The sequence below is a fragment of the Sphingomonas yabuuchiae genome (genome assembly GCF_001477495.1).
GTDB lineage: Bacteria > Pseudomonadota > Alphaproteobacteria > Sphingomonadales > Sphingomonadaceae > Sphingomonas > Sphingomonas yabuuchiae_A.
In genome coordinates this window covers 52,460-68,008 of sequence record NZ_LDTF01000029.1, presented here as the reverse complement: position 1 = coordinate 68,008, position 15,549 = coordinate 52,460, and the positions used below count along the sequence as shown (strand labels likewise).

11 protein-coding genes are annotated in these 15,549 nt (G+C 67.3%); all 11 read left to right on the top strand.

Annotated elements, in window-relative coordinates; all coding sequences use genetic code 11:
* The first annotated feature begins 54 nt into the window (after positions 1–54).
* The 11 genes from NS355_RS07410 to NS355_RS07360 all read left to right on the top strand — a co-directional run bounded on the left by NS355_RS07410 (position 55) and on the right by NS355_RS07360 (position 15,489).
* Positions 55–792 carry a GntR family transcriptional regulator gene (locus NS355_RS07410; RefSeq protein WP_058745138.1) on the top strand — a complete coding sequence of 246 codons (738 nt, stop codon included), beginning with the start codon at positions 55–57 and terminating at the stop codon, positions 790–792.
* Positions 785–1,825, top strand: coding sequence for an SIS domain-containing protein (locus NS355_RS07405; protein ID WP_058745108.1), 1,041 nt, complete (start codon positions 785–787; stop codon positions 1,823–1,825). The genes NS355_RS07410 and NS355_RS07405 overlap by 8 nt, the downstream gene beginning before the upstream one ends.
* The gene (gene nagA / locus NS355_RS07400; protein WP_058745107.1) at positions 1,822–2,961 is read left to right on the top strand and encodes an N-acetylglucosamine-6-phosphate deacetylase; all 1,140 of its coding nucleotides are present in this window, start codon (positions 1,822–1,824) and stop codon (positions 2,959–2,961) included. Before NS355_RS07405 ends, nagA begins: the two co-directional genes overlap by 4 nt.
* The gene (gene galA / locus NS355_RS07395) at positions 2,958–5,861 is read left to right on the top strand and encodes a beta-galactosidase GalA (protein WP_058745106.1); all 2,904 of its coding nucleotides are present in this window, start codon (positions 2,958–2,960) and stop codon (positions 5,859–5,861) included. The genes nagA and galA overlap by 4 nt, the downstream gene beginning before the upstream one ends.
* A 57-nt stretch (positions 5,862–5,918) precedes the next feature.
* Complete coding sequence (gene ptsP / locus NS355_RS07390) at positions 5,919–8,369, top strand: phosphoenolpyruvate--protein phosphotransferase (RefSeq protein ID WP_058745105.1); 2,451 nt, start codon at positions 5,919–5,921, stop codon at positions 8,367–8,369.
* Positions 8,366–10,069: an N-acetylglucosamine-specific PTS transporter subunit IIBC gene (gene nagE / locus NS355_RS07385; protein ID WP_209445035.1), complete on the top strand. Its 1,704-nt coding sequence runs from the start codon at positions 8,366–8,368 to the stop codon at positions 10,067–10,069. The genes ptsP and nagE overlap by 4 nt, the downstream gene beginning before the upstream one ends.
* Before the next feature lie 145 nt (positions 10,070–10,214).
* The gene (locus tag NS355_RS07380; protein ID WP_084787664.1) at positions 10,215–10,976 is read left to right on the top strand and encodes an IclR family transcriptional regulator; all 762 of its coding nucleotides are present in this window, start codon (positions 10,215–10,217) and stop codon (positions 10,974–10,976) included.
* A 154-nt stretch (positions 10,977–11,130) separates the two neighbouring features.
* Positions 11,131–12,219, top strand: coding sequence for a DUF475 domain-containing protein (locus NS355_RS07375; protein ID WP_084787663.1), 1,089 nt, complete (start codon positions 11,131–11,133; stop codon positions 12,217–12,219).
* Between the two features lie 78 nt (positions 12,220–12,297).
* Positions 12,298–13,089 carry a Crp/Fnr family transcriptional regulator gene (locus tag NS355_RS07370; RefSeq protein ID WP_084787661.1) on the top strand — a complete coding sequence of 264 codons (792 nt, stop codon included), beginning with the start codon at positions 12,298–12,300 and terminating at the stop codon, positions 13,087–13,089.
* On the top strand, positions 13,086–13,286 hold the full coding sequence (locus NS355_RS07365) for a hypothetical protein (protein WP_058745103.1): 201 nt from the start codon (positions 13,086–13,088) through the stop codon (positions 13,284–13,286). Before NS355_RS07370 ends, NS355_RS07365 begins: the two co-directional genes overlap by 4 nt.
* Positions 13,287–13,425: 139 nt before the next feature.
* A complete protein-coding gene (locus NS355_RS07360) occupies positions 13,426–15,489 on the top strand; it encodes a M3 family metallopeptidase (protein ID WP_244489588.1) in 2,064 nt (687 codons plus the stop codon).
* The last annotated feature ends 60 nt before the right edge of the window (positions 15,490–15,549 follow it).

Below are 15,549 nucleotides of genomic sequence, written 5' to 3'. Positions count from 1 at the left end.
GTCGAAGCGGGGCGTGGCATGAGCGACGCCCGGGCAAAGGGGGATGGCGCGGCCATGACATTCTCGGCGCAGGTCGGCTCCTTCCGAAAGGGGAACCCCGCGCCGTTATACCTCCAGCTCCAGCAGCTGCTGCGCGATGCGATCACGAACAATGTCCTGGCCGAGGATGACGCGATCCCCGCCGAGCGCGATCTGGCAATCGAATATGACGTGTCGCGGATCACGGTGCGCAAGGCGATCGGTGGTCTGGTCGAGGAAGGGTTGCTGACGCGCCGTCGCGGTGCGGGGACCTTCGTCGCGGGGCGTGTGGAGAAGAGCTTCTCCAAGCTGTCCTCCTTCTCCGAGGACATGATCGCGCGCGGCCGCACGCCGAGCAGCCAGTGGGTCAGCCGTGCCCCTGGCACGGTGACGCCGGAAGAGGCGATGTCGCTGGGCCTGTCGCCGGGTGCGCCGGTCTATCGTTTCCAGCGCGTACGCTATGCCGATGAGGTGCCGATGGCGATCGAGGTGTCGACCATCGCGGGCTTTGCGCTGCCCTCGATCGAGGCGGTCGACCGGTCGCTCTATGCTGCGCTGGAGCGGACCGGCAACCGGCCGGTGCGCGCGCTGCAGCGGTTGCGCGCGGTGCCGTTCGGGCCCGATCATGCCAAGATGTTGGATGTCGATCCGGGCCATGCGGGCCTGTTGATCGAACGGCGCGGATTTCTACGCGATGGACGGGCGGTGGAATATACCCAGTCCTTCTATCGCGGCGATGCCTATGATTTCGTCGCGGAGTTAACCGATGTCTGATGTGATGACCGCCGGTAGTGCGGGGACCAGCACCCTGATGGGAGCGGAAGCGGGGGAGGCGCCGGAAGCGATCGCCCGGCTGCTCGCGCGCAATGCGCCGACCGTCCGGGCGCTGGCCGAGCGGCTGCGTGCCGCCCCGCCGCCGGTGATCGTCACCATCGCCCGTGGCTCGTCGGATCATGCCGCGACCTACGGCAAATATATCCTGGAGACCAAGACCGGCGTGCCGGTCTCGTCGGCCGCGCCTTCGGTGGCGTCGATCTTCGAAACGCCGATGAAGGTCCAGGGTGCGCTGGTTATCGCCATCTCCCAGTCGGGGCGTAGCCCGGACCTGCTGGCGACGGTCGAGGCGTATCGCGCGGGCGGTGCGCATATCGTGGCGCTCGTCAACGATGAGGAGTCGCCGCTGGCGACCGGCGCGGATACCTTCCTGCCGCTGTCGGCCGGTCCCGAAAAGGCCGTCGCCGCCACCAAGTCTTGCCTGACCGCGCTGGCGGGGCTGGCGCAGCTCGCCGCCGCCTGGGCAGGCGACGAGACGCTGGAGGCCGCCCTCAATGACCTGCCCGGTCAGGTCGAACAGGCGCTGGGCCTCGACTGGTCGTCGGCCGTGGAGGGCCTGCGCGAAGTCAGCCAGATGTTCGTACTGGGTCGCGGCTACGGCTACGGCGTGGCGCAGGAAGCGGCACTGAAGCTGAAGGAAACCTGCTCGATCCAGGCAGAGCCGTTCAGCGCCGCCGAGGTGCGTCACGGTCCGATGCGGATCGTCGAGCCCGGCTATTCGGTACTGGGTTTCGCCACCTCCGACGTGGCGGGCGAGGATGTGAAGGCGGTCGCCGACCAGTTCGAGGCGCGCGGCGCCAAGCCGTTCGTCGCGGGGCAGGCGGGTAGCCTGCCGATGGTCGCGGGCCATCCCGCGCTTGAGCCGATTTCGATGCTCGCCAGCTTCTACCGCATGGTCGAGGCGCTGGCACTCGCCCGTGGCATGGACCCCGACTCGCCGCCGCACCTGCAGAAAGTGACCCGCACGCTATGACCCGTTTCCGTTTCGTCAACGGCCATGTCGCGACCCAGGGCGGCGTCCTGCCGGGCGCGGAAATCACTGTCGAGGGCGACCGTATCGCATCGATCGGCGCCGTGGATGGCTCCACTGACACGATCGACCTGAACGGCGGCTGGGTCGTGCCCGGCTATATCGACACGCAGGTCAATGGCGGCGGTGGCGTGCTGTTCAACGATCGGCTGGACGTGGACGGCATCGCGACCATGGCGGCGGCGCATGCCGTCTATGGCACCACCGCGATGCTGCCGACCCTGGTCAGCGAGACCCCCGATAAGATCGCCCGCGCGCTCGACGCGATCGACGAGGCGATTGAGGCGAGGGTGCCCGGCATCGTCGGCATCCATGTCGAGGGGCCGGTGCTGAACCCGGCGCGCAAGGGCATCCACGATCCGACGCGCTTCCGCGATCTGGACGAGGAAATGATCGCCGTGCTGACCCGCCCGCGCAAGGGCAAAGTCATGCTGACCGTCGCGCCCGAGCGGGTGCCGGTCGAGACGATCAAGCGCCTGGTCGCGGCGGGCGTGCTGGTCAGCGCCGGGCATAGCGAAGCGAGCTACGAACAGGCGATGGCCGCGTTCGATGTCGGCCTGTCGGGCATCACGCATCTCTATAATGCGATGCCCGCGATGCAGCAGCGGGTGCCGGGTCTGGCGGGCGCGACGCTCGACGATCCGCGGCCCTATGCCGGGCTGATCATCGACGGCTTCCACGTCTCCGCGCCGATGCTCCGGCTGGCGATGAAGGCGCGGCCGTTCGACAAGCTGATGCTCGTCACCGATGCCATGTCGTCGGTCGGCGCGGTGGAGAAGGACTTCGTCCTGCACGGCCGTCATATCGACGTCTCGGGCGGCAAGTGCACCTATACCGACGGCACGCTAGCGGGCTCGGACCTCGATATGGGGTCGGCGGTCGCCAATGCGGTCGAGCAGCTGCGCATCACCGTCGATCAGGCGGCGGCCATGGCGGCGACGCATCCGGCGGCCTTCCTGGGCCTGTCGCATGAGCGCGGGGCGCTGGCGCAAGGGCTGCGCGCCGACTGGGTGGTGCTCGACGCCGCGCTGAAGCCTGTCGAGACGCGCGTCGCTTCGGCGGAGCCGGTCGCGGCATGACGGTCGCGCGCCGCGACCTTCTGCTGGGCAGCGCGGTGGTGGGGCTGGCGGGCGGCATTGCGTCGGTCCCGGCCTTCGCCGCCAGCCGCCGCCCGGCGGACGGCGCGGGCGCGTTACCCATGCCCGAGCCCGTCGACCAGCTTCCGCCCGCGCTGCCCGTGCAGGATGCCGCCCGCGTCCTGATGGATCGCGGCTGGCTGTTCCACGAAGGCGATGTCGAGCCTGCGCCGCTCGACACGCACAATGCCACGTACCTGTCGGTCAAGGCCGGGAATGCGCGCGGCGCGGCGGCGGTCGATTATGACGACAGCGACTGGCAGGCGGTTGACCTGCCGCATGACTGGGCTTCGTTCCAGCCCTTCGTGAAGACCGCCAATGTCGCGCAAGGCTATCGCCCGCGCGGCATCGGCTGGTATCGGCGTAGCTTTCGCCTCGACCCCGCTTTGCGCGGACGGCGGATTGAGCTGGAATTCGGCGGCATCGCGACCTTCGCCACCATCTGGGTCAATGGCAGCGTCGTTTCGCACAATTTCTCGGGCTATAATGCCGTCCGCATCGACCTGACCCCATTCGCGCGGTTCGGGGACGAGGCCAATGTCGTCGCGGTGCGCGTGGATGCCGAGGCGATGGAGGGCTGGTGGTACGAAGGCGCCGGGCTCTATCGCCATGTCTGGCTGGGCGATTATGCGCCGGTGTCGATCGTGGCCGATGGCGTGCATGGCGATCCGCGCAAGCGGGCGGACGGCTGGCACGTCCCCGTCACCGCGACTCTGACCAGCATCGTCGACACCGACAGCCCGGTCACGGTCGAAGCGCGCCTGCTCGATCCGCAGGGCAAAATGGTCGCGCAGGGACAGGCGCAAACGACGGTCCCCGCGCTGGACGAGGGCAAGGCGGTGCTGGACCTGCCGGTCGCCGACCCCATGCTCTGGTCGGTCGAGCGCCCGACCCTCTACACGCTCGACGTGCGGCTGCTGCGCGATGGCAAGGTGGCGGACGAGCGGCGGGTGCCGATCGGATTCCGCACGCTGCGCTTCGACGCGGCCAACGGCTTTTTCCTCAACGACCGCCCCGTCAAGCTGAAGGGCGTCTGCCTGCATCAGGATCATGCGGGCGTCGGCACCGCGATCCCCGATGCGCTGCTCGGCTGGCGGCTCGAGCGGCTGAAGGCGATGGGCTGCAACGCCATCCGCTCCAGCCACAATGCGCCGACGCCCGAACTGCTCGACTGGTGCGACCGGCTCGGCTTCCTCGTGATGAACGAGAATCGGCAGTTCAATCCGGCGCCCGAATATCGTGCGCAGCTGGAATGGCTGGTCCGGCGCGACCGCAACCACCCGAGCGTCATCCTGTGGTCGGTCTTCAACGAGGAACCGATGCAGGGCACGCCCGCGGGCGTCGAGATGGTCAAGCGCATGGCGCATTGGGTCCGGGCGCTGGACGACAGCCGTCCGGTGACGGCGGCGATGAACGGGGCCTTCTTCAATCCGATCAACGTCGCGCAGGTCGTCGATGTTACCGGGTTCAATTATTATCAGGGCGACTACGACCGCTACCATCAGCTGAACCCGGCCAAGCCGATGACGAGCTCCGAGGACACCAGCGCCTTCATGACGCGCGGTGCGTTCGAGAGCGATCCGGCCCGCCACATCGCGTCGAGCTATGACGTCGAGGCGGCGAGCTGGGGCGACACGCATCGTGGTGCGTGGAAGAAGATTGCCGAGCGGGCCTTTGTGGCGGGCGGCTTCGTGTGGACCGGCTTCGACTATCATGGCGAGCCGACGCCCTATGAATGGCCGACCATCGCCAGCTTCTTCGGGATCATGGATTTGTGCGGCTTTCCCAAGACCGCCTTCGACATCCACCGCGCCGCCTGGGTCGATGACCAGCCGGTGGTCGCCATCGCGCCGCACTGGAGCTGGCCGGGGCGCGAAGGCAAGCCGACCAAGGTCATGGTCCTGTCCAATGCCGAGCGTGTCGTCCTGCGGCTGAACGGCAAGACGGTGGGCGAGGCGGCGGTCGACCGGCTGATGGGCAATGAGTGGACCGTGCCGTACGCGCCGGGCCGGATCGAGGCGATCGCCTATCGCGGCGGTCGCGAAGTCGCGCGCGCCGCGCATGAGACGGTCGGAGTGCCGGTCGCCCTTCGGCTGACCCCGGCGCGGACCGTGATGGCGGGCGATACCGAGGACGCGCAGGCGATCACGATCGATGCCGTGGATGCGAAGGGGCGCCACGTCCCGACCGCCAATCTGATGACCCGCTTCGCCATCGAGGGCGGCGCGATCATCGGGGTCGGCAATGGCGATCCCAACAGCCATGAGCCTGAAAAAGGCAACCAGCGATCGCTTTTCAATGGCCTCGCGCAGATGATCGTGCGGCCCGATATCGGGCGCGGGCGGATCACCATTCGTGCGACGGCGGACGGGCTGAAGTCCGCGACGCTGAAGCTCGACCGGCTGGGCGTGACGCCGCGTGCGCAGGTCGCGGTGATGAACGGCGACATGGACGTGCGCGAATGGCGGCGCTCGCCGCTGCTTCCGACCAGGCCGTCGCCCGATCTCGCGCCCGCCGCCAGCGACAATAATGGCTGGGCCTTCGTCCAGGCCGGGACTCCCACCCCGGCGGAGGCAGCGGGCTGGCGCGTCTATCGCGCGGTCGTCACGCCCCGGCGGGCGGTCGCGGCACGGGGCGGCGAACTGCGGCTGGCCTCGGTCGGCGGCATGGCGAGCCTGTGGGTCGATGGGCAGCTGGTCGCGGAGAAACGCGATCCCAAGCCCGGCCCGATGACGGCCACCCTGCCTTCGGGTGCGGGCAAGCGGACCATCGCGCTGATCGTCGCGGGGATGGGCAATATCGATAGCGGCCTGCTGGGCCGGGTGACGATCCGCTCGCGCTGAAGGCGCGCGTAGGGACGCTCACGGGGAAGGAATGCAGTTTGGCGAAAGTGACGTGCGATGAGTGACCTGACCGTTTATGCCCCGCTGGCCGGCTGGGTGACGCCGCTCCCCCAGGTGCCGGACCCGGTCTTTGCCGAAAAGATGCTGGGCGACGGTGTTGCGATCGATCCGGTCAACGACGCGCTTTGCGCCCCCTGCGACGCGACCGTGCTGACCGTGCATGAGGCTGGCCATGCGGTCACGCTGCGCAGCACCGACGGCTATGAACTGATCTGCCATATCGGCATCGACACGGTGTCGCTGGGCGGCAAGGGGCTGACCCCGCAGGTGAAGGCGGGCGCGAAGGTGTTGGCGGGTCAGCCGCTGATCCGCTTCAACCTCGATTATCTGGTCCAGAACGCCCCCGCCGTCGTCACGCCGATCATCGTCGCCGATGCCACCCGCTATGCCGTCGAGCCCATCGCCAAGGGGCTGGTTGTGGTCGGCGATCCGCTGCTGCGCGTCGTGCCGCTGGGCGTCGAGGCCGCCGAAGCCGACACCGATGGCGTGATGCTGATCGAGGAAACGGTCGTCGCGCTGTCGCACGGCCTGCACGCCCGTCCCGCCGCCCGGCTGGTCGAGGCAGTCCGCAAGCATGATGCGCGCGTCACCCTGTATCACGGCGACCGCCATGCCTCGGCGCTGAGCGCAGTCGGTCTGCTCGGGCTGGGTCTGGGCCATGGCACGACTGTCCGGATCCAGGCGAGCGGGGCGCAGGCCGCCGCTGCCCTGGCCGAGGTCATCGCTTTCCTGAACGACGCCACGCCGGAGGAAACGCCGGTCGATGTGCCCGAGCCTGTACGCGGCGAGGGGCCGGGGCTGGGCGGTGTGCCCGCCGCGCCGGGGCTCGCGGTCGGGCCGATCCACCGGCTGACCCGTGCCGCCATTCCGGTCGAGACGCAGGCGGGTACGGAGGAGGAAGAGCGCACCCGACTGAACGAAGCGCTCGACACCGTGCGCGAGGGGCTGGCGCGGGCCGCCGCCGCCGGTGGCGCACGCGGCGGGGTGATGGCCGCGCATGGCGCGATGCTGGCCGATCCGACGCTGACCGACGCCGCTTTGGCCGCGATCGGCCGGGGCATGAGCGCGGGCGTGGCGTGGCAGGAAGCGATCACCGAACAGGTCGCCGTCCTGCTGTCGAGCGGCGACCGCCGCATCGCCGAGCGCGCCGACGATCTGCGCGATCTGGAACGCCATGTGCTCGCCGCTCTTGCGGGCCTGCCGATCGAAGGGCCGAGCGTGCCGAGCGGTGCGATCCTGGTCGCCGAGGATCTGCTGCCCAGCCAGGTCGCGGCACTCGACGCCGCCGTCGTGGCGGGCATCGCGCTGGTCAAGGGCGGGCCAACCTCGCACGCCGCGATCCTGGCGGCGGGCATGGGGCTGCCCATGGCGGTGGCTTTCGGTGAGCCGCTGGCCGCGTTGGAGGATGGCCGGGTCATCGTGCTCGATGCCGATCGCGGCCTGATCGATCCCGAACCCGATGCCGAGGCCCAAGATCAGGTGCGCGACACCATCGCCCGCCGCAAGGCCGAGATGCAGGCCGCGCGCGTCGCGCAAGGGCCCTGCCGCATGGCGGACGGCACCCGGATCGAGATGTTCGCCAATCTCGGCTCGGTCGCCGATGCTGAGGCGGCGGTGGCCGAGGGTGCCGAGGGCTGCGGCCTGTTGCGCACCGAATTCCTGTTCCTGGAGCGCGCGACCGCGCCGACCCGCGACGAACAGGCCCGCGACTATCAGGCGATCGCCGATGCGCTGGGTGACCGGCCGATGATCGTCCGCCTGCTTGACGTGGGCGGTGACAAGCCTGCGCCCTATATGGACCTGCCCGTCGAGGAGAATCCGGCGCTGGGCCTGCGCGGCATCCGCGTGTCGCTCGCCGATCCGCAACTGCTGGAAGATCAGGTCGGCGCGATCCTGGCGGTGCGCCAGCCGTGCCGGATCATGGCGCCGATGATCGCCAGCCTGTCCGAGCTGGAGGCGGTTCGCGCCGTCGTCGAGCGGCAGGGCGGAAAGGCCGAGGTCGGTGTCATGATCGAAACTCCAGCCGCCGCAATTTCCGCTGATATTCTCGCGCGTAAGGCGGACTTCTTCTCGATCGGTACGAACGACCTGACCCAATATACGCTTGCCATGGATCGCGGCAACGCGGCGGTGGCGGCGGGCGTCGACGGGCTCCATCCGGCCGTGCTGCGGCTGATCGGCACGACCTGCGACGGCGCGGCCAAGCATGACACGCCGGTCGGCGTATGCGGCTCGCTGGCCGCTGACCGTCTGGCGGTTCCGATCCTATTGGGTCTCGGCGTCACCGAATTGTCGGTGCCCCCGGCACGGGTCGCGGCGATCAAGGCGCTGGTCGGCAAGCTCGACATGGTAAAATGCCGTGCCGCCGCGATTGCCGCGCTGGCGCTCCCCTCGGCGGCGGCGGTCCGCGCGCACATCACGAACATGCTTCAGGAGATCGGCGCATGAGCTCGCCCATGGCCACCATCCAATCGCTCGGGCGGGCGCTCATGCTGCCCATCGCGGTGCTGCCGGTCGCGGGCCTGTTGCTCCGGCTGGGCCAGCCCGACCTGCTCAACATCGCCTTCATGGCGAATGCGGGCAATGCGATCTTCGACAATCTTGGCCTGTTGTTCGCGGTCGGCGTCGCCACCGCCTTTGCCCGCGACGGCAATGGCGCGGCGGCGCTGGCGGGCGTCACCTGCTACCTCGTCACCATCAAGGGCGCAGAGACGCTGATCGTGCCGCCCGCCGGGACGGGAGCCGGATTGGCCAAGGATATCGCCGCGACCGTAGAGGCGGCGTGGCGGACCAAGTCGGTCCACCGGTTCGACGTGCCGGTCGGCATCGTCGCGGGGCTCATCGGCGGCAATTTCTATAACCGCTTCGCCACCATCAAGATGCCCGAATATCTGGCCTTTTTCGGCGGCCGTCGCTTCGTGCCGATCATCTCGGGCATTGCTGGCCTGGGTCTCGCGGCGCTGCTGGGCGTGGCCTTCGGCCCGGTCAATGCGGGCATCGACGCCATGAGCCAGGGCATCGTCCAGGCGGGCGGGCTGGGGCTGTTCGCCTTTGGCGTGCTCAACCGCCTGCTGGTCGTGACCGGCCTGCATCACATCCTGAACACCGTCGCCTATTTCGTGGTCGGCGATTATCAGGGCAAGACCGGCGACCTGACCCGCTTCTTCGCGGGCGATCCGACGGCTGGCGCGTTCATGAGCGGCTTCTTCCCCGTCATGATGTTCGGCCTGCCCGCCGCCTGTCTGGCCATGTATCATGAAGCCCTCCCCGAACGGAAAAAGGCGGTTGGGGGCATGCTGTTCAGCCTGGCGCTGATGTCGTTCCTGACCGGCGTGACCGAGCCGATCGAGTTCAGCTTCATGTTCCTCGCGCCGGTCCTCTATGCCTTCCACGCGGTCCTGACCGGCCTGTCGGAAGCGTTGATGAACGCGCTGGGCGTGCGGCTGGGCTATACCTTCTCGGCCGGTCTGTTCGATTACGTCATCAATTTCGGCAAGGCGACCAAGCCGCTGATGCTGTTGCCGATCGGCGCGGTCTATGCGCTGATCTATTACGCCGTGTTCCGCTTCGCGATCCGCCGTTGGAACCTGCAGACGCCGGGCCGTGAGGTCGAGGCGGCGGCGGAGGGCGAGGCCACCGAGATCGCCGGCGGGCGCGGGGCTTCCTTTGTCGCGGCGATGGGCGGCAGCACCAACCTCAGCGAGATCGCGGCCTGCACCACCCGCCTGCGCCTGATCGTGGTCGATCCCGCCCAGGTCGACGAACCCGCGCTCAAGCGGCTCGGCGCGCGGGGTATCCTGCGTCCTTCGCCCAGCGGCGTTCAGGTCGTGCTGGGTCCGATCGCCGACGCGGTGGCGATGGAAATGCGTGCCGCCGTCGAGTCCGGGCCGATCGCCGCCACCCTCCGCGCGGCGGCTCCGGTGACGGCCGCGCCGGTCCGGGAAGCAGCCGCTACCGCGCAGATCAGTCTGCCGGATACGCTGGTCCGGGCGATGGGCGGCGCCGACAATATCGTCTCGGCCAGCCACCATGCCGGACGGTGGCGTATCGTGCTCGCCGACCCGGCCCGAAAGGCCGGAACGAGTCCGGACGAGGCTCGGGCGGTGGCGATGGTAGCGCCCGACATCGTCCACATTCTGATTGATTAAATCACTGTCATTCTGACGTTAATCATATTGCCGCCCGATATGTAGACGATATAGGCCGGATTCTCGGACCATGAGAGTTGATGACGGTCGCATTCGACGGTGACCGGGACGGAGGGAATTTTTGGCCAGCGAACCGCCAGCCGTTTTGGACGATAAGCGGCTCTACCGCGCTCCGGCGTTGGAAAAAGGGCTCGACATCTTGGAGCTGCTGGCCGCCGAGGACCTTCCCTTGACGATGAGCGCGATCGTCAACCGTCTCGGGCGGTCGACCGGCGAGCTGTTCCGGATGATCCAGGTGCTGGAACATCGCGGCTATGTCTCGCAGGGGTCGGACGGCTATGTCATGACCTCGCGTCTGTTCCATCTGGGGTTGAAGCGTCCGCCGGTGCGCAGTCTGATGGAGCAGGCGCTGCCCGAAATGCGGATGCTCTCCGACCGGATCGGCCAGTCCTGCTATCTCGCCATTCCCTCCGGTGGGGCATCCTCGGTCATCGCGCGGATGGAGGCCAACACCTCGGTCGGCTTTTCGGTGCGTGTCGGCTATCGCCGCCCGATCCATGAAACCGCGTCGGGGCAGGTGCTATATGCCTTTCAGCCGGATCAGACCCGGGCCGAATGGGACAGCCTGTTCGATCCGCCGCTGTCGGACCAGCGCCGTGAATGCCTGCTCGTTACCGTCGAGCGGTTTCGGGCACAGGGTTATGCGCAGATGGACAGCGCAGAATTGCCCGGCATGGTCGAACTCGCCGTGCCGATCATGCGCGGGGGTCGCGCCGTCGCCGTGCTGACCGTGCCCTTTATCCGCATCACCGATGCGACGGTGGACGTCGACCAGGCGCTGGCGGCGCTGCGCGCGACCGCGACGTGTATCTCCGAACAGCTGATCGGCAACGACGCCCGTATCTGATGCCCGCGCCCTGGGCGGCCTGATCCCGACTTGTCCCGCCGCCTCTTCGACGCGATAGGGCCTGAGCCCGATTGAACAAATCCGACGAGCCGGACTTTAGACCCGATCGTCGGAGCGCCATGCGTCAAATCGGACAGGGACGGGGGACCAGCAGTTGTTTTTGAAATACTATAAGGGATCGCTTCTGTTCACATTGCTCTGCCTGGCCATCGCCGCCTGGCTGGGCTTTCAGAGCACGGGGACGGTCCCCGGCACGCTGGGCGTCCTGTGGATCGTGCTGGTCCTCGGCGTGCTGGAAGTGTCGCTGTCCTTCGACAATGCCGTCGTCAATGCGACCGTGCTGCGCGACATGGACGACAAATGGCGCCACCGTTTCCTCACCTGGGGCATCATCATCGCCGTGTTCGGGATGCGTATCGTCTTCCCGCTCGCCATCGTCGCCATCGCCGCGCATCTGGGACCGATCGAGGCGGTGAAACTCGCGGCGGGCGATCCGGTGCGTTATGAGCAGATCATCACCTCCGCCCATGTCGGTATTTCCGGTTTCGGCGGCAGCTTCCTGGCCATGGTCGGCCTGAACTTCTTCCTCGACGACGAGAAGGAGGAGCATTGGCTGCCCGTGATCGAACGCCCATTGGCCGCGCTCCGGGACATTTCGGGGCTGGCGACCGGCATTGTCCTGCTGGCGCTATACGCCATTTCGCGGTTCATCCCGGCCGATGACGCAATGACCTTCATCACCTCGGGCATTTTCGGCCTGCTGACCTATATCGCGGTCCACGCCATCGGCGTGCTGTTGGGCAGCGACGGCGATGCGGCGACGGGGGCGGCGGCACGGTCGGGCTTCGCCGCATTCCTGTATCTGGAAGTGCTGGACGCCAGCTTCTCGTTCGACGGGGTGATCGGTGCGTTCGCGCTGTCGAACAACCTGTTCATCATCGCGCTGGGGCTGGGCATCGGGGCGATGTTTGTCCGTTCGATGACGATCATGCTGGTCGATCACGGCACGCTCGCGCAATATCGCTATCTGGAGCATGGTGCCTTCTACGCCATCGTGGCGCTGGCGACGATCATGCTGCTGTCGGTGCGATTCCACATCCCGGAGACGATCACCGGCCTGATCGGCGCGACGCTGATCGGTCTGGCTTTCTGGGCGTCGGTCCGCAGCAACCGCAAGGCGCCGCAGGATCTGTCGCATGGCGGTGATCCGGTGCAGGCGGCGGGTAAGCCGATCGGCGATTGACGCCGCGATCATGTCGCTTGCGGAACACTTTGCCCATGCGGGGGATTTCCTCTCCAAACGCTGGGCGAGGGACAGGTCATGTCGGTTTCCGCAATCGATACGCGACGGGAGCAAAGGCGGGCCGATGACGGGCCGCCGCTGACGGAGTTGTTCCTCAAGGGGCGGGGCCGCGACACCATGACGGCGGAGGATGTCGCGATGCTGGAGGACAGCATCGACGAGGTTCGTACCATTCCCGCCCGCACCATCGTCATCCGCCGGGACGAACGGGTGCGGTACAGCAGTTTGCTGCTGGAAGGCGTGATGTGTCGATATATGGACGACCGACAGGGAAACCGCCAGATCGTCGCCTTTCATGTCCCCGGCGATTTCGTCGATCTGCACGGCTTTGCCATGCGCCACCTGGATCACGACGTCGCCACGCTGACCCCTGTACGGGTCGCGCTGGCGGGGCACGATCGGCTGGAACGGATCGTCGCGGGCTATCCCCGGCTGACCCGGTTGTTATGGTTCTCGACGCTGCTCGACGCGGCGATGCACCGGGAATGGGTGTTCCGGCTGGGTCGGCTGGAGGCCGATGGCCGCGTCGCGCATCTGTTCTGCGAGCTGCACGCGCGCCTCGCCATGGTCGATCTGGTTCGCGACGGCGTGTTCCGCTTCCCGGTGACCCAGATTGATCTGGCCGAGGCAGCGGGGATCACCCCGGTGCACCTCAACCGCGTGCTTCGTTCGCTGCGCGAGCGGGGCCTCATGACCTTCCGCAGTGGGGAGGCGCATATCCTCGACCTCGACATGCTGGCGGCGCTCGCCGATTTCGATCCCGGCTATCTCTATGGTGGCGGCCCGACCCTGGACAAGCCGGGCGCATGACCCCGCTCGACGATCCGGGCAGCCCCTATCATGGCGTCCATCACGATGCGGGCGTGGCGACCGCCGAGTGCGGGATCGTCATGCTCGACGGGCCCAATGGCGTGGCGGTGGCGATGACGCCCGCCGCGGCGCGTGCCACCGGGGAGGGGCTGATGGCGGCGGCCCGGTTGGCGGAGACGCAGGGCGGCACGGAGTAGGGCGGCACGGAGTAGGTCACAAGGCTTTACCCATTGAATCGCGGGCTTATGGTGATGACGCGCGTTTCATGACCGGGAGTTCACATTGCGTCATCTATCCCTCGCCGCCGCTTTGGCGGCTTTGTTGAGCACGTCCGCCATGGCGTCTCCGCCCCAAGCCGTACAGGCGCCCGCCGCGAATCCCCTGATCGCGCCGTGGACCGGCCCCTATGGCGGGGTACCGCCTTGGGACAAGGTGAAGCCCGAACTGTTCCCGGCGGCCTTCGAGGCCGCGCTCGCCGAGCGCAAGCGCGACTATGACCGGATCGCCAACGACCCGGCTAAGCCGACCTTCGCCAACACCTTCGTGCCGATGCAGAATGCCGGGCAGACGCTGAACCGCGTGATGACGCTGTTCGGGGTGATGACGGGCAATATGAACACCCCCGCCTATCAGGCGCTCGACCGCGAATGGTCGCCCAAACTGTCCAAGGCGTCGGACGAGATCACCTTCAACCCCAAGCTGTTCGCCCGGATCGAGACGATCTACAAGGCGCGCGACACGTCCGGTCTGGACGCGCAGCAGAAGCGTCTGGTCACGCGCACCTATGACAGCTTCGTGCGGCAGGGGGCGAAACTGACCCCGGCGCAGAAGGAGGAACTGTCCGCCTTCAACCAGAATCTCGCGATCAACTTCAGCGAGTTTTCGCAACGGCTGCTGGCCGATGAAGGCACCGCGATAATCGTCACCGACGAAGCACGGCTGGCGGGCCTGCCCGACAGCGTGAAGGCGGTGGCGAAAGCGGCCGCCGCCGAACGCGGGCAGCAGGGCTGGGCGATCGTCAACACCCGCTCGGCGGTCGATCCGGTGTTGACCTTCGGCACCGACCGGGCGCTGCGCGAGCAGGTCTGGCGCGCCTTCACCAAGCGCGGCGACAATGGCGACATCAACGACACCAAGGCGACCATCGCCCGCATCGTCCGCCTGCGGGCCAACCGCGCGCATCTGCTGGGCTTCAAGACCCATGCCGATTGGCGGATGCAGGACACGATGGCCAAGACCCCGGCCGCCGCGATGGACCTGATGATGCGCGTCTGGCCCGCCGCCAAGGCGCGCGTCGCCGAGGAGGTCCGCGACATGCAGGCCATCGCCGACAAGGAAGGCGCGAAGATCACGATCGAGCCCTGGGACTATCGCTACTATCAGGAGAAAGTGCGCAAGAGCCGCTACGACCTCGATCAGGCCGAGCTGAAGCCCTATTTCGAGCTGAACAACATCATCCAGGGTTCGCTCTATGCGGCGAACCGGCTTTACGGGCTGGAGTTCAAGGAAATCACCGGCACGGTCCCGGTGTTCGAGCCGAACATGCGCGTCTGGCATGTGACCCGCAACGGCAAGGAAGTCGGCCTGTTCTACCGCGACGATTTCGCGCGGACCGGCAAGCGTTCGGGTGCCTGGGCCAATACCTATCGCGGCCAGCGCAACCTGCCGCCGGTGCAGAATGTCCTGTCGTCGAACAACAACAACTTCGCCAAGGGCGCGAAGGGCGAGCCGGTCCTCATCAGCCTGGACGATGCCGAGACGCTGTTCCACGAATTCGGCCACGCGATCCACGCGATGCTCCAGAACGTTACCTATCCGGGACTGGCGGGCACACCGCGCGACTTCGTGGAATATCCCAGCCAGGTGAACGAGCATTGGCTGCTGACCCGCGACGTGCTGGACAAATATGCCCACCACTACAAGACCGGCCAGCCCATGCCCCAAGCGCTGCTCGACAAGATCAAGGCGTCGGAGACCTTCAACCAGGGTTTCGCGACGACCGAGTATCTGTCCTCGGCGATCGTCGACATGAAGCTGCACACCATCCCCGACGGGATCGTTGATCCGGCGGCGTTCGAGGCGGCGACGCTGAAGGAGATCGGCATGCCGAAGGAACTGGTGATGCGGCACCGCCTGCCGCAGTTCAATCACCTCTTCTCGTCGGACAGCTATTCGGCGGGCTATTACAGCTATCTCTGGTCGGAGACGATGGACGCCGACACCTTCGCGGCGTTCGAGGAAGCGGGGAGCCCGTGGGACAAGGCGACGGCGGATCGCTTCGCGCGCATCCTGTTGTCGACGGGGAACGAGACCGACCGCGCCGAGGCGTATCGTGCGTTCCGCGGTCGCGACCCGGATGTGAACGCGCTGCTCAAGCAACGCGGTTTCCCGACGAAGTAAAATTCCTCCCCTGCAAGGGGAGGTGGCAGGGCGAAGCCCTGACGGAGGGGTGTCCCGATC

What these genes read in the sequence shown, in the direction of transcription:
- NS355_RS07410 (WP_058745138.1), top strand. Translation starts at nt 55, where the DNA reads ATGACATTCTCGGCGCAGGTCGGCTCCTTCCGAAAGGGGAACCCCGCG.
- NS355_RS07360 (WP_244489588.1), top strand. Translation starts at nt 13,426, where the DNA reads ATGGCGTCTCCGCCCCAAGCCGTACAGGCGCCCGCCGCGAATCCCCTG.
- nagA (WP_058745107.1), top strand. Translation starts at nt 1,822, where the DNA reads ATGACCCGTTTCCGTTTCGTCAACGGCCATGTCGCGACCCAGGGCGGC.
- NS355_RS07405 (WP_058745108.1), top strand. Translation starts at nt 785, where the DNA reads ATGTCTGATGTGATGACCGCCGGTAGTGCGGGGACCAGCACCCTGATG.
- NS355_RS07370 (WP_084787661.1), top strand. Translation starts at nt 12,298, where the DNA reads ATGTCGGTTTCCGCAATCGATACGCGACGGGAGCAAAGGCGGGCCGAT.
- galA (WP_058745106.1), top strand. Translation starts at nt 2,958, where the DNA reads ATGACGGTCGCGCGCCGCGACCTTCTGCTGGGCAGCGCGGTGGTGGGG.
- ptsP (WP_058745105.1), top strand. Translation starts at nt 5,919, where the DNA reads ATGAGTGACCTGACCGTTTATGCCCCGCTGGCCGGCTGGGTGACGCCG.
- nagE (WP_209445035.1), top strand. Translation starts at nt 8,366, where the DNA reads ATGAGCTCGCCCATGGCCACCATCCAATCGCTCGGGCGGGCGCTCATG.
- NS355_RS07365 (WP_058745103.1), top strand. Translation starts at nt 13,086, where the DNA reads ATGACCCCGCTCGACGATCCGGGCAGCCCCTATCATGGCGTCCATCAC.